The sequence below is a fragment of the Campylobacterota bacterium genome, assembly GCA_040752835.1.
Classification (GTDB): domain Bacteria; phylum Campylobacterota; class Campylobacteria; order Campylobacterales; family Sulfurimonadaceae; genus Sulfuricurvum.
This window is the reverse complement of record JBFMGG010000005.1, coordinates 168,737-188,609: the sequence shown is the minus strand read 5'-3', so window position 1 is coordinate 188,609 and position 19,873 is coordinate 168,737. Positions and strand designations below refer to the sequence as shown.

Here is a 19,873-nt window from a genome sequence, read left to right as displayed (position 1 = left end):
GATAAAAATCTGTTCCGTAAAGTGCCCTGTGGGAGGCGGGGCCGAAGCCCCAATCATAGAATGATTATTTGATTTCGACGACGGCGCCAGCTTCTTCAAGCTCTTTTTTAGCCGCTTCTGCAACGTCTTTGGCAACGCCTTCTTTGATCGTTGTAGGTGCGCCTTCAACCGCGTCTTTCGCTTCTTTAAGGCCAAGACCTGTCAGACCGCGAACAACTTTAATAACGTTGATTTTTTTGTCTCCGCCGTCTTTGAGGATGACGTCGAACTCAGTTTTTTCTTCTTCAGCGGCAACAGCTGCTACGGCACCGCCGGCAACCGCTACAGGCTGAGCAGATACACCGAATTTTTCTTCGAATTCTTTTACAAGCTCAGAAAGCTCGAGTACTGAAAGGTTTGAGATAAACTCAAGAACATCTTCTTTTGTTACAGCCATGGTATTCTCCTTATGGATATTCTGTTTTTTTACGCCGCGACATTTATCGCAGCGTGGTTGATTTGCCCGAAAGGGCGGTCATTACGCTTCTTCTTTTTTGCGTTTAAGCGCATCGAGGCCGATTGTGAAATTGCGAACCGGACCCATCCAGACAGAAGCAAGCATTCCGAGCAGCTCTTCGCGACCCGGAAGCGTAGCAAATGCACGGACTTTTTTCTCATCCGCCGCTTCGCCGTCGATGTATGCGGTACGGATAACGAATTTATCGTTGTCTTTACCGAAGTCGACAGCAACTTTTGAAGCGGCGATAGCGTCTTCACCCCATACGAAGATGTTGGTATCTTTAATGTCGATACCGCTCATCCCGGCATTGTTCAGAGCGATTGTCGCAAGGGTGTTTTTCACAACCTGGACTTTTGCTTCTTTAGCACGTGCGATTTTGCGCAATGATTCGAGGTCTGCAACGGTGAGACCGCGATAATCACACATAACGACTGCTTTTGCCGATTTGAACTCTTCACTCAGAGCGCCAACAATCTCAGCTTTTTGCGTTTTGTTCATCGTTTCTCCTTTCCAGACATGACTTCAAGCGGGGCGGTTTTCACCGATTAAGGCACAGGCCCCCTACTGTCTTCAGTCCATAAGATAAAGGCGGTTACGCCTTTGCTTTTCGTTTAGCGGATATCCAAAAGTTCTTGGGTATCGAATTTGATCGCCGGGCTCATCGTCAAAGAGAGCGCCGCGTTCTTGATATAGCGACCTTTTGCCGTTGAAGGTTTCGCACGGTTGATCGCGCCGACGAACGCTTTGATGTTTTCGGCGATTTTGTCTGAATCGAAACTCACTTTACCGATACCGGCGTGGATGTTTCCTTTTTTGTCGACGCGGAAATTAACCTGACCGCCTTTGACGTTGCTGACCGCTTTACCGACTTCTGCGGTAACGGTTCCGGTTTTAGGGTTCGGCATCATCCCCTTTGGCCCGAGGATACGCCCTACCTGACCGACAAGTCCCATACAATCGGGAGCAGCGACAACGATATCGAAATTGATGTTGCCCGCTTTGATTTCGTCTACGAGATCTTCGGCACCGACGATGTCTGCACCCGCCGCTTTGGCCTCATCCACTTTTGCGCCTTTTGCGAAAACGGCGACACGCACCACTTTCCCTGTTCCGTGTGGAAGCACAACCGCACCACGGATCATTTGATCAGCGTGACGTGGATCTACACCGAGGTTCAAAGCGATTTCAACGGTTTCGTCGAATTTTGCCGATTTGAGTTCTTTAATTGCCGTTGACGCATCGTCTACAGTGTAGCTTTTCGCCAAATCGATTTTTTCACTTAGTTGTTTATAGCGTTTGCTTGCCATAATGAATTCTCCATTTCTAGAATCTGCCGCAGGGATTAGCCTCTTTGCGGTCGAAGAGTAATTGATTATTCGACGACGTCGATACCCATAGAACGAGCGGATCCGGCGATAGTACGCGCAGCGGACTCGGCGTCGTCAGTGTTCATGTCTTGCATTTTCTGCTTGACGATTTCCATGATCTGGGCTTTGGTGATTTTTGCCACTTTGTTTTTGAGTGGATTTTCAGACCCTTTTTTGATCCCTGCCTTTTCCATGATCAATGCAGTGTTTGACGGCTGCTTTGTGATGAAAGAGAAGGTTTTGTCCGCATACACGGTGATAACGGTCGGGAGTTTGTAACCCGCTTTATCTTTTGTACGCTCGTTGAACGCTTTACAGAATTCCATGATGTTGACACCGCGTTGACCAAGGGCAGGACCAACCGGAGGAGCCGGGTTAGCCGCACCGGCTTGAATTTGCAACTTGATGTAGCCAGCTATTTTCTTTGCCATTTGTGCTTCCTTTTTTTGAGATTAAATGATTTTTTCGACTTGAGTGTACGAAATATCGACCGGTGTGCTTCGGCCGAAGATCGAAACGTTGAGCTTCAACGTACCGTGTTCAAGATCGTATTCATCCACGGTTCCGGTGAAGTTCGCGAACGGACCGTCCACGATACGTACCATTTCGCCGTTGTCGAAGAAAACCTTCGGCTTCGGCGCAGAGCGGTTCGTTACCCGGTCGAGGATGACTTTAATGTCGCTGTCGCTCAACGGAGTCGGCTTGTTCGCTTCGCCAATGAATCCCGCGACACGCGGCAGAGACTGGATTTTATGCTGAAGATCGATACTCAGGTCCATGTTCGCGAACACGTACCCCGAGTAGAGGGAACGCTCCGAAATCTTCTTTTTGCCGTTCTTGACTTCGATGACGTCTTCGGTCGGAACGATAACTTCGGTGATTACCTCTTCGAGATGATTTTCGGCAATGATGTTTTCGATCGCCGCTTTGACGCTCCGCTCACTGCCGGCATACGTTTGAATCGAGTACCAACGATGTGCCATGTTCTTTCCTTAACTCAAAATTGCCGAAACGGTTGATGACATGATGAAGTCCACCAACGCAAGGAACAAAACGACGAACGTCACGACGACCAGCACCGCGATAAATGCCTGGCGGACCTGGGGTTTTGTCGGGAAAATGACTTTTGCCAGTTCCATTTTGGCGCTGTGGATGTAATTGCTCAACGTGTTTTTCATCATTGTATCCTTGGGACATTTCCAACGAATAAAGCTCTCAAGCACTATTAGTCGAAAATGGTGGCAGGCCAGGAGGGATTCGAACCCCCAACCATCGGATTTGGAATCCGGCGCTCTACCATTGGAGCTACTGACCTATGGTTGAATCCCCGAAGGGAAAGGACTTAAAGTTTCGCTTCTTTGTGAACGGTGTGTTCGCGGCAGAATTTGCAAAACTTTTTCACTGAAAATTTTTCAGTGTGAGTCTTTTTGTTTTTGCTTGTGTGGTAGTTGCGGCGTGTGCACTTTTCACAAGCCAAGTGAATATTTTCACGCATGGTTAACCTTTAAATCCGGTCCGCAGACCGGAAGAAATTATGCAAGGATTTTAGAAACGACACCTGCACCGACAGTACGTCCACCTTCGCGGATCGCGAAGCGAGTACCCTCTTCCATCGCGATCGGATGGATCAGTTCGGCATTGATTTTAACGTTATCGCCAGGCATAACCATCTCTGTACCTTCCGGCAGAGTGATCGCACCTGTTACGTCCGTTGTACGAACGTAGAACTGAGGACGGTAACCGTTGAAGAACGGAGTATGACGTCCACCCTCTTCTTTGCTCAGTACGTAAATCTCAGCTTCGAATTTTGTGTGAGGAGTGATTGATTTAGGCTTACAAAGAACCTGACCACGCTCAACATCTTCTTTTTTCGTACCGCGAAGGAGGATACCGCAGTTATCACCCGCTTCACCCTGCTCCATTTCTTTACGGAACATTTCAACACCGGTAACGGTAGTTGTCTGAGTGTCGCGAAGACCAACGATCTCGATCGTGTCACCGATTTTAACAACACCACGCTCGATACGACCAGTTACAACCGTACCACGTCCAGAGATTGAGAAAACGTCTTCAACAGGCATCAAGAAATCTTTGTCTGTTTCACGAGTCGGCTCAGGGATGTACTCGTCAACCGCAGCCATCAGCTTCTGGATTTTCGCAGACCACTCACCGAGTGTTCCAGTTTTCGCTTCTTCAAGAGCGCGAAGTGCAGAACCGGCTACGATTGGAGTATCGTCACCTGGGAAGTCGTAGTTGCTGAGCAATTCACGGATTTCCATTTCAACAAGCTCAAGAAGTTCTTCGTCGTCAACCATATCTTCTTTGTTCATGAAAACAACGATGTAAGGAACACCGACTTGTTTAGAAAGAAGGATGTGCTCACGCGTTTGTGGCATCGGGCCGTCCGCTGCAGAAACAACGAGAATAGCGCCGTCCATCTGAGCAGCACCCGTAATCATGTTTTTGACGTAGTCGGCGTGACCAGGACAGTCAACGTGCGCGTAGTGACGTTTGTCTGTTTCGTACTCAACGTGTGATGTAGCGATCGTAATACCGCGCTCGCGCTCTTCAGGAGCGTTGTCGATCTGATCGTAGTCCATCATAGCAGCACCGTTTGTTACTGCGAGTACAGCTGTAATAGCAGCTGTCAAAGTAGTTTTACCGTGGTCAACGTGACCGATTGTACCGATGTTAACGTGTGGTTTAGTACGCGTAAACTTTTCTTTTGCCATTGTGTCCTCCGACTGAATGTGTAAATGAAATTGGAATTATACCAAAAAACAGCTGAAATAGCTTTCAAGCTTTCAAATATTACAAAAATATTACTGGAGCTCACGAGCGGATTTGAACCGCCGACCTCTTCCTTACCAAGGAAGTGCTCTACCCCTGAGCCACGTGAGCATAAACAATGATACGTTCGTATTTGGAAGCTTAAAAACTATTTTTACAGTTTTAAGGTAATGATTGAAGTAGTATTATGGTTGTACTTCAGCTCCCAGTGGAGCGGGAAACGAGACTCGAACTCGCGACATTCAGCTTGGAAGGCTGACGCTCTAGCCAACTGAGCTACTCCCGCAGATGGTGGTGAGAGAAGGATTCGAACCTTCGAAGATAAAAATCAGCAGATTTACAGTCTGCCCTCGTTGGCCACTTGAGTATCTCACCACGGCCATAATCTGGTCTAACACTGATAAATAAATAATGCGTTCCGATTCCGGACAATGGTGCCGATTGGGGGACTCGAACTCCCGACCTACTGATTACAAATCAGTTGCTCTACCAACTGAGCTAAACCGGCATTTGGCGAAATGGAGCTGCAATTATAGTCATTTCGATGCCGATTGTCAAGACTCCGCCAAAAGATTTTCAACAAATGGAATAAACGATCTCTCTGGACTTTTTGGTCTCGCGTATTTCTTCGAGTTTCAGCCCCTCGATGTCGAGCGAAAGGAGTTCGCTGATCGATTGTGGGCGGTGAAGGGCGGTTTCCCTGAGAACTTTCCCGCGATACGCCTTGGCCCAGTGGCTGAGCGCTTTTCCCTCTTTAAGAAATTTCATCGTCACGGGTCTGTTTTTCGGGACGTAGAACTTGTCGTAGAATCCGGCGCGGATGTCGAGCACTTCACGCTCCCCGATCCAGCGGTCCAGCGCTTCGGCGAAATGTTTGCGGTAAAACGTTTCCGGAGCGCTCCCTCCGATAGCCGAGCCCTGCTTGAGTTTGTAATCGGGGATGCAATCGCCCGCCGCGATCGGTCCGAAAAGGTTTGAAAAGACGATCACGTGCCGGTCGACGTATTCCTGCGCGCGCTGATCGAGCGAAGGATAATCGAGATAATCGTACGCCACCCCGTCGTAACGGAGGATCGCTTTCATCGTCGCCGCACGGGCAAACGGAACTTTGTAGCGGTCGAATTCGCGGGGATCTTTGAGGCCGAAAAGTTCCGACAGGGCCGCATCGTCCCCTTCCCTCACGATTGCTTCGTAACGCCCGGCCATTTCGAGACGGCGGGAATAGAGTTCGGGGAAGAGGAGCGAGGCCGACGAAAGAGGCTCGGCCTCACCTCCCGGGCGTTTTCCCTCGCTGGGGGCAAACAAAACAACCATCAGTAATAGGCGGCGATGATCGCGTAACTGGTAAAAAACATCAGGTGCGACGCCCCTTCGAAATAGTTTGTCTCCCCTTCATCAGTCGTTTTCCATACCAGCAGGATCGTCAGCAGCAACGCCCCGATCTGCAGCGGGTTGAAATCGAGAGTCAGGTTGATCCCGCTAAAATAGGCCAGCAGCATCAAAATCGGCACCGTCAGGATAATCGATACGGTCGACGCCCCCATGGCGATGTTGACAACCCGCTGAATCTGGTCGTTGCGCGCGGCCCGTACGGCGGTGAAAATCTCCGGGCTGACGCTGATGATTGCGATGACAAGCCCCGCAAGCCCGGCCGAAATGCCGTACTGCTTCGCCACCGCAACCCCGTCACCGGCAAAAATCTCGGCGCCGAAAGCGATAATCGCGATAAAGAAAAAGATCGCGACGAAATTGAATGCCGTGCTCATGTGCTCGAAAACATAATCGGTCGATTGACTCTCGTCGATTTCGCCGTCGTGCTCTTGAAGTTTCCGTTTAAGACGGAAAAAACGGCTCCGCGCCGTCGCTTTGAAAAAATGGGTATGGGTCCGGGTCTGAAAAATAAAGATGACGATGTAAAACAGCAGCAGCACGCCGGCGATCAGGTGACTGACGTGGGTCAACGCATCCGCACCGTGTTCGGTGTGGCTGAGCAATCCGGGGACCAGCAGTGCCGACGAGGAGACGAACAAAACGGTGCTGTAGGTGCTGGAGGTCTCTTTGTTATGCTGTTGCTGCGTATAGGCCAGCCCGCCCAAAAAGACGGCGAGCCCCAGAAGGACGTTCAGGTCGACGATGACCGCCGAAATAATCCCCCCCTTGACCGTTTCGAGTACTTCGGGAGAGTGTTTGACCTCCAGCAAAATGACGTACAACAGAATGATCTCGACCGCAACCGCGCTGAAAGTGAGGACAAAACTGCCGTAAGGTTCCTGGAGGCGTTCGGAGAGGATGTCGGCGACTTCGGCCACCGTAAGCGAAAGGGCCGCAATGCCGATGGCGGCGAAAAGGGTCGCCAGAGACGACTCGTGCTGAAGATGAAAAACGAATGCCAACGCTATCGAGACCACCCCGATAAAAATATCCCAGTAATCCTCGATAAAATAGCGTACTCGCCTGTCCAATTCCGATCCTTATAGTAATATGAGGGTTGCAAGCCCCAAAAAGCTTAAAAAGCCGACAACGTCGGTCACCGTCGTCAGAATAACGGTCGATCCGATTGCGGGGTCGATTCCGGCGCGCCGCAGCCCCAGTGGAATTAGTGTACCAAAAAATCCCGCAAAGAAAAGATTAATTATCATCGATAACGCAATTACTAAGCCAAGAAGGGGTATCTTAAACCATAAATAGGCGACCGCGCCGATGACAAGGGCGAAAATAAACCCGTTAAACAACGCCAGCAACACCTCACGCTTGACGGTCGTATAGGCTTCCTTCCCCTCAATCTCGCCCAGTGCGATTTTACGCACCGTTACGGTGAGCGTCTGCGTCCCGGCATTTCCCCCCATAGACGCCACGATCGGCATTAAAATCGCCAGCGCGACGATCGCTTCGATCGTCGCGTCGAACATCCCGATAACCACCGAAGCGGCAATGGCGGTCACCAGGTTGATCGCCAGCCAGATCGCCCGGGTTTTCCCGATGCTCCAGAACTCTTCGTCCTCTTCGGCGTCCTCGTTGACCCCCGCCATGTGATAGATCTGTTCGGTTGCCCGCTCTTCCATAACGTCGTGGATGTCGTCGGCGGTGATCCGCCCCAGCAGGATCTGGTTGTCATCGACAACGGCGAGGGTATTGAGGTTGTAGTTGGCGAACACTTCGACGACGTCGTAAATCGGGTCGTGCGCGTGGACATGTACGGTATTGTGACCGTCATGCATGATATCGCGGTATATCTCGTCGGGTTCGTGGAGGATCAGGTCTTCGAGCAAAATCGCGCCGATCAGCCGACGATGTTTGTCGACGATAAAAACCTGATGGACGTTGTCGATCAGCTCTTCGGCTTTCATCGCCCGCAGGCGTTTGATCGATTCGCCGACGCTCTCATCCGCCCGCGCTTCGAACAATTCGGTCTGCATGTACGCACCCGCTTCGTTTTCATTGTACGAAATGAGGGTTTCGATCGTTGCACGCTCTTCTTCGGGAAGTTTTGAAAGGACCTCTTCGGCCAGCTCTTCATTCACCTCTTCGATGTGCTGGATCAGGTCGGCGGCATCGTCGGTGTCGAGTTCCGAAGCCAGGTTGGCCAGCCCTTCGGCCCCCAACTGTTCGTAAGCTTCTTCCATGTGCTGCTGAGGCATTTCCAAAAGGACTTCGGCCAAAATCTCTTTGGGAAGGGTCTCCAGCGTCTGGGTATAAAGTTCTTCGTCTTCGTCGTGAAGGTTTTTAAGGAGGATTGCGATTTCGTAGATATGGACGTTTTCGTCAATCCCCTCGTTGTACAGAGCGACACGATTGTTGATCGATTCCAGCAGGTTTTCAATCATGTTGACTCCTTGTCAAATCGTTTTTTGTAGGTGCACTTTCGGCACAGCTCTTCCACGGCTTTCCCGCCCTCGAACCCCGCCACAATCGCTTCGGCGCGTTTCGATGAGAGAATTCTATCCAAATTTGTCTCGTGCAGGTTACCCAAATCGATCACCCCCTCCCCATCCAGGCAACAGGGGACGACACGACCGTCCGCCAATACCCCGATCTGGGAACGCAGGCCGTGGCAATAACCGTCTCCCGCATCGGGATTACGCAGATTCGGCCACTCGAAATAGCGGTCGAAATGGATCAGCACTTTCGGGGCTACCCGAATCCCCTGGCGTTCTCCGCTCGCATGTGAACGGATGTAGCCGGTTTCCAGACGGAAATGCTCTTCGAGCCTTGCAAACAACCGATCATTGAAAGCCTCGTCGCCTTCCGCCCCTGCCAGATTCCAAAGCCTCAGGTTGATGAACGCATCGGTTTTTCTGTCCACTTTTTCATCGCACAGGGCCAAAATCGGTTCCAAATATTCCTCAAAGCTCCGTCCGGCACCGTTTTTGTCGAAACTGTTGAGCGATACGTTTACCTGGCGGATCGACGGATGCAAGAGCATGAAACGCCGTTCCGGGCTCAGATAAAATCCGCTCGTCGTGATCATCACCCTGAGCCCCTGCGCGTGTGCTTCGTCCAAATAGGCGTCGAGGTTGGACAACACCATCGGATCCCCCATGACGTGCAAAGCGATTTCGTCGGTGTAGTCTCTGAGCTGATCCACAACCTGCCGGAAAAACGGCAGGGGCATCGTCGTATTCGGCTGTTTTCTGGGAGGACAGAAGCTGCACGAGAGACCGCAGATGTTGGTTATTTCAACGTAAGCGCGGAAAAATTTCATTATAATCCCCTCATGCAAACACTTGATACGATCAGCCATACCCTAAACACGAACGATGCGGTCATGCTCTACTTCAGCGCACCCGGATGCAACGTCTGCCATGCCCTCAAACCCAAACTGACCGAAGCCGTTATGGAACACTTCCCTACGTTCATCATTGAGAGTATCGACATCTCCGAAACACCCGAAATCGCATCCCATTTTAGCGTCTTCGCCATTCCGACCGTTTTGATTTTCTTTCAGGGGCGGGAATTCTTGCGCAAAAGCCGCCATATGAGTGTGGGTGAAGTCATTGACGCGATTGAGCGACCGTATTGCCTTATGGTAGAAAACTGACGATTCCCGCCGTCACGGCGACGTTGAGAGACTCGACCCCGCGGTGCATCGGAATGCTTACGCTGTGGGTCGACGCCCGCATGACCGCATCGCTGACCCCTTCGGATTCGTTCCCCAGCACAAAAACGGCACGTGAGGGGATTTTCAGGGAATGGATATCGTCGCGCGCGTGGGATGAAAGGGTGATGAACGCCGTCTCTTCCAATCCCAGTATCTCGCTGAGCGTATCGCAGTAGTAGATCGGGATTTTGAACAATGTCCCCGCGCTCGCTTTCATCACCAAAGGGGAGAGCCTGGTCGAGTTTTTCTTGGGCAGCACGATGCCGTCAATCCGGCTTGCGGCGGCGGAGCGGATGATCATCCCCAGATTTTGGGGGTTGTTGATCCCATCGAGGGCCAGCAGGCGGAACGCTCCGGGAAAATCGCTGCCGATCTGCGCGGCGCTGCGGTAATTGAGCGCCTTGACGTCCAGGGCGACTCCCTGATCCTGTGCGCTGTTTTTCGAGATGCGCGACAACGCCTCTTTCGTATGGTATTTGATCTCAACGCCCCGCATTTCGGCCAAATCGACGATTTCTTGTATCGTTTCGTCGATCCGGTTGCTTTTGGAAAGATGCAGTTTGTGGATTTCGACCGATTGGTCACGAAGCACCTCTACGGCCACATTGCGGCCGTACAGGGTCACCAGCGAATCGAAAAAACGTTTTTTCTCTAGATATTCGGGTGAATCGTGCATCAGATTTTCGAAGCGATCGCCTGCGCGCTGAACCCGAACCGTTCGAACAACTTATCGGCCGGCGCGCTGGCGCCGAAACTTTCCATTCCGACGACGGTGTCGGCAAAACGGTACCATTCGAGCCCGCGGGCTGCTTCGATCGCCACTTTTTTGGTCGAAGGTTTGATGATCGACTCGACGTAGCTCTGCGGCTGTTCAAGCAGCAGATCGAAACACGGGACGCTCACGACGTTGGCGGCGGTCCCTTTGGCTTCGAGCAGCTGCGCGGTCTCAAGTGCAAGCCCTACTTCCGAGCCCGACGCCATGAGCGTTACCGTCGCGTTCGGTTTTTCGACCAGCAAATACCCGCCGTTGGCGACCTCGCCTTTTGCCGCAGAAGGGAGAAGGGGAAGGTTCTGGCGGGAGCAGACGAACGCCGAGGGGGCGTTTTTCATCTGGAGCGCTTTCTGCCAGCACTTGACGTTTTCATTTCCGTCCGCCGGACGGTACACGTAAAAATTCGGCAATGCTCTAAACTGGCTCAAGTGCTCGATCGGCTGGTGGGTCGGGCCGTCTTCGCCCACGCCGATGCTGTCGTGCGTCCAGATGAAAAAGTGCTGAATTCCGCTCAGTGCCGCGATCCGGGCAGAGGGTTTGAGGTAGTCGCTGAACACGAAAAACGTGGCACTGAAAGGGATCAGCGGGCCGTAGAGCGCCATCGCGTTCGTAATGGAAGCCATCGCGTGTTCGCGGATCCCGAAATGGATATTCTTCCCTTTGGGGAAATCGCCCATCCCCGAGAGTTCGGTTTTGTTCGAGGGGCCCAGATCCGCCGAACCGCCGAGGAATCCCGGAATCGCTTTGGCGATAGCATTGAGGATGATGCCGTTGGTATTACGGGTTGCGTCGGCTTTTTCAAACGCCGGCCACTGGATACGGCTGAAATCGGGGTTGATTAGCTGCTCGTACGCTTCGTTCTGTTCCGAGAGCGGAAGCTCTTTGAGACGGTGGTTCCATTCGCGTTCGGCGAGATCTCCTTTTTCGATAGCGCAGCGGAACCGCTCGAGCACATCCGCATCGACGTGGAACGTTTTTTCAGGATCGAACCCGGCCACATGCTTGGCCGCTTTGATGACGTCGTGTCCCAGCGGGGCACCGTGGGAGTGATGCGAGCCTTCCAGCTTGTCCCCCCCCTTGGCGATCACCGTGTTGGCGATGATGAGAACCGGCCGGCTCATTAGCTTGGCCTGCGTGATCGCGCCGTCGATCTCGTCGAAATTGTGCCCGTCGATTTCAAGAACGGCCCAGTTTTGCGACTCGAAACGGCCGCGGATGTTTTCACTGATGCTCAGCTCGGTCGATCCTTCGATCGTGATGCGGTTGGAATCGTAAATCAAAATCAGGTTCTCAAGCCCCAGATGCCCCGCAAGCGAACACGCCTCGTAACTGATCCCCTCTTCCAGGTCGCCGTCACCGCAGAGACAATAGACGTTGTGATCGATCAATTTTGCCGTTTCCGAATTGACCTTCTGGCCGACATAGGAAGCCGCCATCGCAAATCCGACGGCGTTCGCAACACCTTGTCCCAGAGGCCCCGTCGTAATCTCTACCCCGGCCGTATGACCGTATTCGGGATGCCCGGGAGTTGCGGAATCGAGCTGGCGGAAAGATTGGAGATCTTCCATCTCCAGACCGTATCCCCAGAGGTAATAAAGCGAATAAATGAGCCCCGTCCCGTGTCCGCCGGAGAAGACCAGACGGTCGCGGTTGAGCCATTTTGGGTTTTTGGGATTGTGGTTCAGGTGTTCGGAGAGGACGACGGCAATGTCCGCCAGCCCCATCGGAGCCCCGGGGTGGCCCGAGTTGGCCTGTTGTACCATGTCCGCGGCTAAAAAACGGATTGTATCCGCCATCTTTTGACGCATTGCGTTGCTCATACTTGTTCCTTATGTCGATTGATGTAGTGGATCAGTGTTGGGGAGAGTTCACGCCGTAAACTCTCGTCAAAACTCTCCATCATGCCCAGCAGCTTCTGCGCCAGTTCATCGGCCTGTCGCAGCGCCTCGTCATAGCCCAGCAGCGTCACGAAACTGTTTTTCGCCGAATCGTTGTTCGTCGTTTTCCCGGCCTCTTCGCTGCTCATCGTCACGTCGAGGATGTCGTCCTGGATCTGAAACAGCAATCCAAGATCGATCCCGAAATCGTAGAGACGTTCGGCCATATCGTCGCGCCCGGCCACGATGGCCCCCATCTTGAGCGACGCGGCGATCAATTTGCCCGTTTTGTGAATGTGGAGAAAACGGACCTGTTCGACGTCCAGCGGAGTGTTTTCGAAATGGCAGTCGATCGCCTGCCCCAGCACCATGCCCGACACTCCTCCGTTGGAGGAGAGTTCACGCACCAGCCTGACGATGACGCGCTCACTCAGCGGCGCGTTGGAGAGGACCTCGAACGCGTAGGTATTGAGGGCGTCTCCGGCGAGTATCGCACTCACCTCGTCGTACGTCGTGTGCAGCGTCGGCATCCCGCGGCGCAGATCGGCGTTGTCCATCGAAGGGAGGTCGTCGTGAATCAGCGAATAGGTGTGCAGCAGTTCGAGCGAAAGGGCAACGGGATAGGCCCCCTCGAGCATCAACGGATTGAAAGCGCGGACGACACCCAGCAGCAACGCGGGGCGAAACCGTTTTCCTCCCCCTTCGAGCATCTGGCGAAGCGAGCGCTCGTAATGGGGATGGAAACTGGGGACGCAGGGGAGATGTGCCGACAGATAGGCTTCAAACGCTTCCATAACCCGCTACCTTTCCCCGTTTTTGGCGAAATTGTACCATCCCGGAGCTTTTATCCCGTTTATTTCGTAAACGGGTTCATCCCTCCGAGCATGCCGAGCGCATGCTGTTTTTTGTTGTCCTCGACCATTTTATAAGCATCCGTCACGGCGGAGAGGAGAATGATTTGCAGGGAAGCTTTGTCTTCAAGGAGGGAATCGTCGATCTCCAGATCGATGGCCTCCCCTTTTCCGTTGAGGGTAAGTTTGACCATGCCGCCGCCGCTTTTGACGGTGTAACGGCGTTCGGAGAGTTCTTCCTCCATCGCTTTGGCCTGCGACTGGAGCGCTTCGAACATTTTGCCCATCTCAGAGAGATTTCCGAACATCAGATCTTCTCGATAATATCGGTAATACCGTTTTCGTCGTCGACAAGGACGACCGTGGGTTTGTAATTTTCCAGCTCGGCATCGTTATAGGTGGCATACGCGACGATGATGATCTTGTCCCCCTTGTGGACTTTCCGTGCTGCGGCGCCGTTGAGACAGATGTCCCGTTTGCCCCGCTCCCCGAGGATCACGTAAGTCGAAAAGCGCTCGCCGTTGTTGATGTTGAGGATTTCGACTTTTTGACCGACCCGCATTTTGGAAGCTTCGAGCAGCTCTTCGTCGATGGTAATCGAACCGACGTAGTTAAGGTTGGCATCGGTCACCGTGGCACGATGAATTTTGCTGTAGAGCATTTCGATCAGCATCGTTTTATCGACCCATCTGCTTCATCATGTCCGCAGGGGTAATCGGCGCATCCCACAGCTCGGCGGGGATCACGTACTCCTGCACGACTTCGCCGCCGATGATATGGCGGTCGATGATTTCATTGATTTTTTCTTTGGTCAGGCCCGCATACATGACGTGTCCGGGTTCTACAAGCATCACGGGCCCCACGTTACAGCGGTTCATGCACGACGTACGGATGGGCTGGACGGTCGCGATCAGCCCTTTTTGCATCAGCGTCTGCGCCAAATGCTGAAAAATATCCTGCGTCTGAGGATTCACGCAGCTTGGCTTGGGCATACCCGGAGGGGAGCTTTGCTCGCATTTGAAAATATAAAAAGCCGGTTGTGGGATACCCATCGGACCCTCCTTGAATAGCACGGCGCTTTTCGCACCGGAAAATAGTATCGGCATTATAGCCAAAATCGGCGCGCAGAGATTAAGCTCTGTTACGCAACTCTACCTTTTAAGGGGCATTTTAGCCGAGTGTTACCTTTGTTCCAAAAGTTCCCGTGCCACCACCCGGTCGTCAAAGGGGAGATGCTGATCGTAGATGATCTGGCTTGTTTCATCCCCCTTGCCCAGGATGAGCACCACTTCCTCGCCGCTGCGATCACGCAGCGCCTGCGCGATCGCGTTGCGCCGATTGACGTCGACATAGACGTTACTGCGGTCTTCAATCCCGGCGAGGATATCCTCGATAATCGCATCGGGATCCTCGAACCGCGGATTGTCACTCGTGACGTAGAGCTTTTTCGCGTAAGCCGAAGCGACCCGTCCCATGAGGGGACGCTTGGTGCGGTCGCGGTCGCCTCCGGCCCCGAATACGACCAGAACCTCTTTTTCTTTCAGCGCTCCCAGCACCTGCTCCATCCCATCGGGGGTGTGGGCAAAGTCGACGATCACCAGCGGATCGGTGCTGACCACCTCCATCCGACCGCTGACGCCGCCGAAATTCTCCAGCGCCTCGGCAATTTTTTCGAGGCTTTCACCGCTGACAAGATGCACTGCCGCCATTGCCGCGGTGATGTTGTAGAGATTGAAAAATCCGTGCAGGGACGATTCGAACGTCACCAACTCTTCGAAATGTTTCAAAACGCCGCTAACCCCGTTATTGAGCGAATAGGCGACGATCTTGTACGTCGCGGGGTTTTCGACGCCGTAGGTGTAGGCGTTTTTGATGTTGAACTGCGCTTTGGGCTCGTCTTTGTTGATGAGCTTCCGCGCTTCGTCGGCGAAAAAAAGGTTTTTGACCCGGACGTATTCCTCGAGGCTTTCATGGTAATCGAGGTGGTCTTGGGTGATGTTGGTGAGGATTTTCAGATCGAACGCGATCCCCGCGATCCGTTCCTGCTCGATCGCATGGGAACTCACTTCCATCACAAAATAGCCGCAACCCGCCCTGATCGCTTCGAGCATGTGCCGATAGGTATTGAGGACGGTGGGAGTCGTGAGTGTTTTTCCCTCTACGGGGGCATCGTTCATAAAAAAGCCGCGCGTCCCCTGCATCGCCGCTTTATGCCCCAGATCAAGAAGCAACGAGTAAATGGCGCTTGCCGTCGTCGTCTTCCCGTTGGTGCCGGTAATGCCGATGACTTTGATCCGCCCCAGCCCCAGAAGTTCCCATGCTTCGCTCGGCGTGATGAATGCGGCCGTTCCTCTGCTTCGAGCGTCTTCGGCGTATTTTTCGTTTTGTTTGGTAAGGACGAATGCGCAGTCGCTGCCGCATTCAGCCGAGTTTTCGCTGATGTAGCGAAATCCCGGAGCGTTGACTTCAATTTTCAAGATTGTTCCCTTTGGCAAGCCGTCGAAGGAGATTGCGCAACTGACGATCGTTCGGATAGACGCCAAGGGCGCTTTCGAGGTAGCTCAAAGCCATCTCTTTGTATCCGTGATCGATCAGGTTGTCCAAAAAGTCGACGAAATCTTCTTTTTCCGTAATAATAACACGGGTTGAGAACATGATGTTTTCGAAAATGCGGTTAAAATCGCTGTCGTCTTTCACCAGTTCCTTGAACTCGTTGTACATAATACCGTCTTCGTACGCCAGACGCTGCTTGATTGTTTCGTCGAATAGGCCGGAGAGCTGTTCGAGTGTCCCGTCCATCGTTTCGAGAATCTCGGAAATGACAATGTCCGCCTGTTCGGCGTCTTCGCTGCGCAAAATGGTGTAATAGTCAAACAGTGCCTCCGCCCCGGCTTCGCCTCCCATCGCCATATCAGAGAGGATCGCGCCGTTATAGGCTTCTTTGCAATCGGGATAGTCTTTGAGCGCCAGAGAATATTCTCTGAGCGCATCCGTATACTGTCCTGCGAGAAAATAGTCGTTGGCTTGTTTGAGGGTTTTGGATAATTGGATCGTTTTCATAAATAATCCCTCCTGGAGTTTAATACTATATCGACATCCGCCGCGAAATCATAATGCGTCGATCTGATTTTCCATGCCGTGCGGAACGTTTATCACCACCAGTTCGGGGTGAATATCCATACGGAGCTGCCGTTCTACGCCGTATTTGAGTGTATTGCCGCTGCTGGCGCATCCGACACACGCCCCTTGCAGCTGTACATAAATCGTTCCGTTTTTGACGGTCAAAAAGGCTATATCCCCTCCGTCAAGGGCAAGAGAAGGCCGGATTTTATCGATAACGCGGCTGACCGGTTGGATTAATTCTTCATCGGTAAATGGAATCATTGTTTGCATGCCTTTGATACACGGGATAATAAAGTGTCTATTATAATAGGAAAAAAGGGCTAAACAAGGACTAATAGCATTGTGATAGTTTTAGAGCGAAGCTCGATTTAAGCGGGTGGGTATTGAACTCGTTATACGAGTTCAATGTATGCCATCGGCGTAGCGTCACCGCGGCGGATACGAGTTTTAACGATACGGGTATAACCGCCGTTGCGCTCGGTGTATTTGGGAGCGACTTCGTTCATCAGAGTTTTTGTCGCTTCTTTGTTCTGAAGAACCGCGAAAATGGCGCGGTGCGCGTTTGCGTCACCCGCACGTGCGGTTGTAATCAGTTTTTCCGCGAAAGAGCGGAGTTCTTTGGCTTTCACCAAAGTCGTTTCGATTTTGCCGTTTTCAATCAACGCAATGCTCAGGTTTTTCAACAAAGCAGCGCGGTGCGCGCTTGTCCGACCGAGTTTGCGGTATCCGTGACGATGTCTCATAAGATACTTCCTCTTGTTTTCTAAGCTTATTCAGCTTCAATTTTCTTTTTGATCGCGCTGACCAGGTCATCGCTCAATTCTTGACCGACGGTATAACCGTACTCATTGATTTTTTCCAAAATCTCTTCGAACGATTTTTTACCGAGGTTTTTAACCTCTTTCAAATCATTCTGGCTCATCATGACGATTTCGCCGATGTATTTGATGTTCGAGCGGTCCAGACAGTTGAAACTGCGGGCACTCAGCCCGAGTTCTTCGATACGTGCGCCCAAACGTTTGAGTTCGGGATGCTCGTCGGCGCGCTCAGACACGGCAGGAGCTTTGATGCTCACTTCACTGTTGAATACAGCCATTTGAGCGTACATCACTTCCAATGCGTTTTTAAACGCATCAACCGGGGTAATCTGACCGTCAGTTACGATGTTGATGATCACTTTTTCGAAGTTAGGGTTGTCTTCGACAAGGACGTTTTCGATCGAATAGGTCGCGCGGCGTACCGGTGTGAAGAACGCGTCGAGCGCGATGAAACCTTCACCCAGCATATCACGGACGTCTTCGCTCGGAACGTATCCGATACCCTGATGGATTTTGACCGTGAAGTTCAGATTCGCATCTTCGTTCAGCGTGGCCAAAAACGCGTTCGGCGTTACCACTTCGACATCATCATTGTCCAGATCGCGTCCACTGATTTCGCAAGGGCCTGCGAAACTGTAGGTGATCTCTTTTTCTTTGAGGCCGTTTTTCAGTTTGAAACGTACCCCTTTGAGGTTGATGATGAAATCCGAAATGTCTTCGAGCATCCCGCGTACTGAGTCAAACTCATGCTTTGCCCCTTCGATTTTGATTCCGATCGGAGCATATCCCACGGAACTGCTGAGCAAAAAGCGGCGCAGTGGGTGGGCGAGTGAAACCGCAAAACCGGTTTCAAACGGATAGGCAATAATGTTCGCTTCGTTCGCGTTGATTTGCTCGACGACAAACTCTTTCGGAAGAAGCGGTGATGTTTTAATTTTTTTCATGCTGAGCGCCCTTTCTTTAATGATTATTTCGAGTAAAGCTCGACGATTAGACGTTCCTCAACAGGGATCACAACTTCTTCACGCTCAGGAAGACGTGTAAAGATACCGAAAACTTTGTCCTGGTCGATATCAACCCATGGAGCAAGGCCGGTTTGGTTAGTCAATTCAACCGCACGAACGATCTGGTTGTTCTTTTTGCTTTTCTCGTGAATTTCCACTTTTTGGCCCGGTTTTACACGGTAAGAAGGGATATCAACACGTTTTCCGTCTACCAGAATGTGGCCGTGGTTGACCAGCTGGCGAGCGAAACGACGAGTTGTCGCGAAGCCCATGCGGTAGACAACGTTGTCAAGGCGCTGCTCAAGGAGAATTACCAGGTTGGTACCGGTGTTACCCGTGCGGCGTTTCGCTTCGGCGAACAGTGAACGCATCTGTTTTTCGCTCAGACCGTACATGAATTTCGCTTTTTGTTTTTCGCGAAGCTGTGTACCGTACTCTGAGATTTTAGTGCGGCGCTGACCATGCTGGCCAGGTCCGTACGGACGTTTGTCAAGGGCACTTTTACCTGCTAGACGGCGTTCACCTTTAAGTCCAAGGCTTACTCCGAATCTTCTTTCGATTTTTTCTACGGGTCCTCTATATCTTGCCATTACAAACCTCCTTACACGCGACGGCGCTTAGGCGCACGACATCCATTGTGTGGCAGAGGAGTAACGTCTTTCATGAAAGAAACGCGTACGCCCTCGATAGCGCCGACACTTTTAACTGCAGTTTCACGTCCTGAACCAGGACCTTGAACTTTAATTCCCACTTCTTTGATTCCGTGGACCATAGCTTTTTCCATTGCCGCTTCGACTGCTTGTTGCGCAGCGAACGGAGTCGATTTTTTAGAACCTTTGAAACCAAGGCTTCCTGCCGAACTCCATGCGATCATGTTCCCCATTTCGTCGGTGACGGTTACGAGGGTGTTATTGAATGAAGCCAGGATATGCACGATACCTTTGGCAATATTCTTTTTAACGATTTTTTTACGGGTTGCTTTTCTTTTTGCCATACTCTAATCCCTTACTTTGTGGCCGAGCCGACAGTTTTCTTTTTACCTTTGCGTGTGCGTGCATTGGTTTTCGTTTTCTGTCCGCGGCATGGAAGACCTTTACGGTGACGAAGACCACGGTATGAACCCAGATCCATCAACGCTTTGATATCCATAGCGACTTCTTTACGAAGGTCCCCCTCAACCGCGATACCGCTGTTGCGGATCTCTTTGGCGATAGTTGCCGCTTCGTCTTCTGAGAGTTCGTATACACGTTTATTGTAATCGATCCCTGTCGCATCCAAAATTTTGCGAGACGTATGAAGTCCGATCCCGTAGATATAGGTCAGACCGTACTCGATCCGTTTTTTCTTAGGTAAGTCTACACCAGCAATACGTGCCATGCTTATCCTTGTCTTTGTTTATGTTTTGGGGTTTTGCAGATTACGCGAACTACCCCTTTGCGCTTGATGATTTTGCAATCGTCGCACATTTTCTTCACTGAAGAACGTACTTTCATCGGTAGGCTCCGTTCATTTAGGTCACTTGCCCTCGTAGGTGGGTCGAAACCTCACCAATACTTCTGACTGCGTCAAACACAGTGAGAAACATTCAACCTGTGTGTCCGAGTGTGCAAAGTGGACGCGTATGTTACATTAATTTATGTTAAATTTTTATTAAGGTGGAAAAGAAGAGGGGAG

Annotated in this window: 28 protein-coding genes and 5 tRNA genes; 1 reads left to right on the top strand and 32 read right to left on the bottom strand. The window is 51.7% G+C overall.

All coding sequences use genetic code 11. From position 1 onward, the window contains the following. Positions 1-64: 64 nt before the first annotated feature. From rplL to AB1763_04155, 17 genes are all read right to left on the bottom strand, one after another. Positions 65-436 carry a 50S ribosomal protein L7/L12 gene (gene rplL, locus AB1763_04235; protein MEW5832023.1) on the bottom strand — a complete coding sequence of 124 codons (372 nt, stop codon included), beginning with the start codon at positions 434-436 and terminating at the stop codon, positions 65-67. A gap of 81 nt (positions 437-517) precedes the next feature. Continuing rightward, complete coding sequence (gene rplJ, locus AB1763_04230; protein ID MEW5832022.1) at positions 518-997, bottom strand: 50S ribosomal protein L10; 480 nt, start codon at positions 995-997, stop codon at positions 518-520. 113 nt (positions 998-1,110) lie between these two features. After that, positions 1,111-1,806, bottom strand: a complete 696-nt coding sequence (rplA, locus tag AB1763_04225; protein MEW5832021.1) for a 50S ribosomal protein L1 — start codon at positions 1,804-1,806, stop codon at positions 1,111-1,113. Positions 1,807-1,871: 65 nt separating this feature from the next. Further along, positions 1,872-2,297 (bottom strand): 50S ribosomal protein L11, encoded by a 426-nt coding sequence (rplK, locus tag AB1763_04220; GenBank protein ID MEW5832020.1) that lies wholly within the window; start codon positions 2,295-2,297, stop codon positions 1,872-1,874. Positions 2,298-2,318: 21 nt separating this feature from the next. Continuing rightward, the gene (nusG, locus tag AB1763_04215) at positions 2,319-2,849 is read right to left on the bottom strand and encodes a transcription termination/antitermination protein NusG (protein ID MEW5832019.1); all 531 of its coding nucleotides are present in this window, start codon (positions 2,847-2,849) and stop codon (positions 2,319-2,321) included. A gap of 9 nt (positions 2,850-2,858) precedes the next feature. Beyond that, positions 2,859-3,044: a preprotein translocase subunit SecE gene (gene secE / locus AB1763_04210; protein ID MEW5832018.1), complete on the bottom strand. Its 186-nt coding sequence runs from the start codon at positions 3,042-3,044 to the stop codon at positions 2,859-2,861. A gap of 61 nt (positions 3,045-3,105) precedes the next feature. Next, a tRNA-Trp gene (locus AB1763_04205) sits at positions 3,106-3,181 on the bottom strand. A gap of 27 nt (positions 3,182-3,208) precedes the next feature. Beyond that, complete coding sequence (gene rpmG / locus AB1763_04200) at positions 3,209-3,361, bottom strand: 50S ribosomal protein L33 (GenBank protein ID MEW5832017.1); 153 nt, start codon at positions 3,359-3,361, stop codon at positions 3,209-3,211. A gap of 37 nt (positions 3,362-3,398) precedes the next feature. After that, entirely contained in the window at positions 3,399-4,598 is a 1,200-nt protein-coding gene (gene tuf / locus AB1763_04195) for an elongation factor Tu (GenBank protein MEW5832016.1), read from the bottom strand. Between the two features lie 94 nt (positions 4,599-4,692). Continuing rightward, positions 4,693-4,767: transfer RNA gene (locus AB1763_04190), tRNA-Thr, on the bottom strand. A 98-nt stretch (positions 4,768-4,865) separates the two neighbouring features. Beyond that, positions 4,866-4,942 (bottom strand) — tRNA-Gly (locus AB1763_04185). A 3-nt stretch (positions 4,943-4,945) separates the two neighbouring features. After that, positions 4,946-5,031: transfer RNA gene (locus AB1763_04180), tRNA-Tyr, on the bottom strand. 57 nt (positions 5,032-5,088) lie between these two features. Beyond that, a tRNA-Thr gene (locus AB1763_04175) sits at positions 5,089-5,164 on the bottom strand. A 68-nt stretch (positions 5,165-5,232) separates the two neighbouring features. Next, on the bottom strand, positions 5,233-5,970 hold the full coding sequence (locus AB1763_04170) for a YaaA family protein (GenBank protein ID MEW5832015.1): 738 nt from the start codon (positions 5,968-5,970) through the stop codon (positions 5,233-5,235). Next, complete coding sequence (locus AB1763_04165; GenBank protein MEW5832014.1) at positions 5,970-7,118, bottom strand: sodium:proton exchanger; 1,149 nt, start codon at positions 7,116-7,118, stop codon at positions 5,970-5,972. The genes AB1763_04170 and AB1763_04165 overlap by 1 nt, the downstream gene beginning before the upstream one ends. Before the next feature lie 9 nt (positions 7,119-7,127). Next, positions 7,128-8,480 carry a magnesium transporter gene (gene mgtE / locus AB1763_04160; protein ID MEW5832013.1) on the bottom strand — a complete coding sequence of 451 codons (1,353 nt, stop codon included), beginning with the start codon at positions 8,478-8,480 and terminating at the stop codon, positions 7,128-7,130. Beyond that, a complete protein-coding gene (locus AB1763_04155) occupies positions 8,477-9,358 on the bottom strand; it encodes a radical SAM protein (GenBank protein ID MEW5832012.1) in 882 nt (293 codons plus the stop codon). The genes mgtE and AB1763_04155 overlap by 4 nt, the downstream gene beginning before the upstream one ends. 12 nt (positions 9,359-9,370) lie before the next feature. Between AB1763_04155 and AB1763_04150 the strand changes: the two genes are divergently transcribed. Next, on the top strand, positions 9,371-9,694 hold the full coding sequence (locus AB1763_04150; protein ID MEW5832011.1) for a thioredoxin family protein: 324 nt from the start codon (positions 9,371-9,373) through the stop codon (positions 9,692-9,694). On the opposite strand, the gene AB1763_04145 is transcribed toward AB1763_04150, so the two are convergent. The 15 genes from AB1763_04145 to rpmJ all read right to left on the bottom strand — a co-directional run bounded on the left by AB1763_04145 (position 9,678) and on the right by rpmJ (position 19,692). Then, positions 9,678-10,430 (bottom strand): RNA methyltransferase, encoded by a 753-nt coding sequence (locus tag AB1763_04145; protein ID MEW5832010.1) that lies wholly within the window; start codon positions 10,428-10,430, stop codon positions 9,678-9,680. The two genes, AB1763_04150 and AB1763_04145, sit on opposite strands and share 17 nt — an antisense overlap. Further along, positions 10,430-12,346 carry a transketolase gene (gene tkt / locus AB1763_04140; protein MEW5832009.1) on the bottom strand — a complete coding sequence of 639 codons (1,917 nt, stop codon included), beginning with the start codon at positions 12,344-12,346 and terminating at the stop codon, positions 10,430-10,432. Before tkt ends, AB1763_04145 begins: the two co-directional genes overlap by 1 nt. Beyond that, the gene (locus AB1763_04135) at positions 12,343-13,197 is read right to left on the bottom strand and encodes a polyprenyl synthetase family protein (GenBank protein ID MEW5832008.1); all 855 of its coding nucleotides are present in this window, start codon (positions 13,195-13,197) and stop codon (positions 12,343-12,345) included. Before AB1763_04135 ends, tkt begins: the two co-directional genes overlap by 4 nt. 59 nt (positions 13,198-13,256) lie before the next feature. After that, the gene (locus AB1763_04130; GenBank protein MEW5832007.1) at positions 13,257-13,562 is read right to left on the bottom strand and encodes a YbaB/EbfC family nucleoid-associated protein; all 306 of its coding nucleotides are present in this window, start codon (positions 13,560-13,562) and stop codon (positions 13,257-13,259) included. After that, on the bottom strand, positions 13,562-13,927 hold the full coding sequence (gene panD, locus AB1763_04125; GenBank protein MEW5832006.1) for an aspartate 1-decarboxylase: 366 nt from the start codon (positions 13,925-13,927) through the stop codon (positions 13,562-13,564). The genes AB1763_04130 and panD overlap by 1 nt, the downstream gene beginning before the upstream one ends. A gap of 4 nt (positions 13,928-13,931) precedes the next feature. After that, a complete protein-coding gene (locus AB1763_04120) occupies positions 13,932-14,306 on the bottom strand; it encodes a (2Fe-2S) ferredoxin domain-containing protein (protein MEW5832005.1) in 375 nt (124 codons plus the stop codon). A gap of 129 nt (positions 14,307-14,435) precedes the next feature. After that, positions 14,436-15,731 carry a UDP-N-acetylmuramoyl-L-alanyl-D-glutamate--2,6-diaminopimelate ligase gene (locus tag AB1763_04115; protein ID MEW5832004.1) on the bottom strand — a complete coding sequence of 432 codons (1,296 nt, stop codon included), beginning with the start codon at positions 15,729-15,731 and terminating at the stop codon, positions 14,436-14,438. After that, positions 15,721-16,314: a hypothetical protein gene (locus AB1763_04110; protein ID MEW5832003.1), complete on the bottom strand. Its 594-nt coding sequence runs from the start codon at positions 16,312-16,314 to the stop codon at positions 15,721-15,723. The genes AB1763_04115 and AB1763_04110 overlap by 11 nt, the downstream gene beginning before the upstream one ends. A gap of 48 nt (positions 16,315-16,362) precedes the next feature. Continuing rightward, positions 16,363-16,638: a NifU family protein gene (locus tag AB1763_04105; GenBank protein MEW5832002.1), complete on the bottom strand. Its 276-nt coding sequence runs from the start codon at positions 16,636-16,638 to the stop codon at positions 16,363-16,365. Positions 16,639-16,769: 131 nt separating this feature from the next. Next, positions 16,770-17,120: a 50S ribosomal protein L17 gene (gene rplQ, locus AB1763_04100; protein MEW5832001.1), complete on the bottom strand. Its 351-nt coding sequence runs from the start codon at positions 17,118-17,120 to the stop codon at positions 16,770-16,772. Between the two features lie 26 nt (positions 17,121-17,146). Beyond that, positions 17,147-18,139, bottom strand: coding sequence for a DNA-directed RNA polymerase subunit alpha (locus AB1763_04095; GenBank protein ID MEW5832000.1), 993 nt, complete (start codon positions 18,137-18,139; stop codon positions 17,147-17,149). 23 nt (positions 18,140-18,162) lie between these two features. After that, entirely contained in the window at positions 18,163-18,789 is a 627-nt protein-coding gene (gene rpsD, locus AB1763_04090; protein ID MEW5831999.1) for a 30S ribosomal protein S4, read from the bottom strand. 11 nt (positions 18,790-18,800) lie between these two features. After that, positions 18,801-19,193, bottom strand: coding sequence for a 30S ribosomal protein S11 (gene rpsK / locus AB1763_04085; protein MEW5831998.1), 393 nt, complete (start codon positions 19,191-19,193; stop codon positions 18,801-18,803). 11 nt (positions 19,194-19,204) lie between these two features. After that, on the bottom strand, positions 19,205-19,576 hold the full coding sequence (rpsM, locus tag AB1763_04080) for a 30S ribosomal protein S13 (protein ID MEW5831997.1): 372 nt from the start codon (positions 19,574-19,576) through the stop codon (positions 19,205-19,207). 2 nt (positions 19,577-19,578) lie between these two features. Further along, positions 19,579-19,692: a 50S ribosomal protein L36 gene (rpmJ, locus tag AB1763_04075; GenBank protein MEW5831996.1), complete on the bottom strand. Its 114-nt coding sequence runs from the start codon at positions 19,690-19,692 to the stop codon at positions 19,579-19,581. Between the last annotated feature and the right edge of the window lie 181 nt (positions 19,693-19,873).

What these genes read in the sequence shown, in the direction of transcription:
- rplL (MEW5832023.1), bottom strand. Translation starts at nt 436, where the DNA reads ATGGCTGTAACAAAAGAAGATGTTCTTGAGTTTATCTCAAACCTTTCA.
- rplJ (MEW5832022.1), bottom strand. Translation starts at nt 997, where the DNA reads ATGAACAAAACGCAAAAAGCTGAGATTGTTGGCGCTCTGAGTGAAGAG.
- rplA (MEW5832021.1), bottom strand. Translation starts at nt 1,806, where the DNA reads ATGGCAAGCAAACGCTATAAACAACTAAGTGAAAAAATCGATTTGGCG.
- rplK (MEW5832020.1), bottom strand. Translation starts at nt 2,297, where the DNA reads ATGGCAAAGAAAATAGCTGGCTACATCAAGTTGCAAATTCAAGCCGGT.
- nusG (MEW5832019.1), bottom strand. Translation starts at nt 2,849, where the DNA reads ATGGCACATCGTTGGTACTCGATTCAAACGTATGCCGGCAGTGAGCGG.
- secE (MEW5832018.1), bottom strand. Translation starts at nt 3,044, where the DNA reads ATGAAAAACACGTTGAGCAATTACATCCACAGCGCCAAAATGGAACTG.
- rpmG (MEW5832017.1), bottom strand. Translation starts at nt 3,361, where the DNA reads ATGCGTGAAAATATTCACTTGGCTTGTGAAAAGTGCACACGCCGCAAC.
- tuf (MEW5832016.1), bottom strand. Translation starts at nt 4,598, where the DNA reads ATGGCAAAAGAAAAGTTTACGCGTACTAAACCACACGTTAACATCGGT.
- AB1763_04170 (MEW5832015.1), bottom strand. Translation starts at nt 5,970, where the DNA reads ATGGTTGTTTTGTTTGCCCCCAGCGAGGGAAAACGCCCGGGAGGTGAG.
- mgtE (MEW5832013.1), bottom strand. Translation starts at nt 8,480, where the DNA reads ATGATTGAAAACCTGCTGGAATCGATCAACAATCGTGTCGCTCTGTAC.
- AB1763_04155 (MEW5832012.1), bottom strand. Translation starts at nt 9,358, where the DNA reads ATGAAATTTTTCCGCGCTTACGTTGAAATAACCAACATCTGCGGTCTC.
- AB1763_04150 (MEW5832011.1), top strand. Translation starts at nt 9,371, where the DNA reads ATGCAAACACTTGATACGATCAGCCATACCCTAAACACGAACGATGCG.
- AB1763_04145 (MEW5832010.1), bottom strand. Translation starts at nt 10,430, where the DNA reads ATGCACGATTCACCCGAATATCTAGAGAAAAAACGTTTTTTCGATTCG.
- tkt (MEW5832009.1), bottom strand. Translation starts at nt 12,346, where the DNA reads ATGAGCAACGCAATGCGTCAAAAGATGGCGGATACAATCCGTTTTTTA.
- AB1763_04135 (MEW5832008.1), bottom strand. Translation starts at nt 13,197, where the DNA reads ATGGAAGCGTTTGAAGCCTATCTGTCGGCACATCTCCCCTGCGTCCCC.
- AB1763_04130 (MEW5832007.1), bottom strand. Translation starts at nt 13,562, where the DNA reads ATGTTCGGAAATCTCTCTGAGATGGGCAAAATGTTCGAAGCGCTCCAG.
- panD (MEW5832006.1), bottom strand. Translation starts at nt 13,927, where the DNA reads ATGCTGATCGAAATGCTCTACAGCAAAATTCATCGTGCCACGGTGACC.
- AB1763_04120 (MEW5832005.1), bottom strand. Translation starts at nt 14,306, where the DNA reads ATGGGTATCCCACAACCGGCTTTTTATATTTTCAAATGCGAGCAAAGC.
- AB1763_04110 (MEW5832003.1), bottom strand. Translation starts at nt 16,314, where the DNA reads ATGAAAACGATCCAATTATCCAAAACCCTCAAACAAGCCAACGACTAT.
- AB1763_04105 (MEW5832002.1), bottom strand. Translation starts at nt 16,638, where the DNA reads ATGATTCCATTTACCGATGAAGAATTAATCCAACCGGTCAGCCGCGTT.
- rplQ (MEW5832001.1), bottom strand. Translation starts at nt 17,120, where the DNA reads ATGAGACATCGTCACGGATACCGCAAACTCGGTCGGACAAGCGCGCAC.
- AB1763_04095 (MEW5832000.1), bottom strand. Translation starts at nt 18,139, where the DNA reads ATGAAAAAAATTAAAACATCACCGCTTCTTCCGAAAGAGTTTGTCGTC.
- rpsD (MEW5831999.1), bottom strand. Translation starts at nt 18,789, where the DNA reads ATGGCAAGATATAGAGGACCCGTAGAAAAAATCGAAAGAAGATTCGGA.
- rpsK (MEW5831998.1), bottom strand. Translation starts at nt 19,193, where the DNA reads ATGGCAAAAAGAAAAGCAACCCGTAAAAAAATCGTTAAAAAGAATATT.
- rpsM (MEW5831997.1), bottom strand. Translation starts at nt 19,576, where the DNA reads ATGGCACGTATTGCTGGTGTAGACTTACCTAAGAAAAAACGGATCGAG.
- rpmJ (MEW5831996.1), bottom strand. Translation starts at nt 19,692, where the DNA reads ATGAAAGTACGTTCTTCAGTGAAGAAAATGTGCGACGATTGCAAAATC.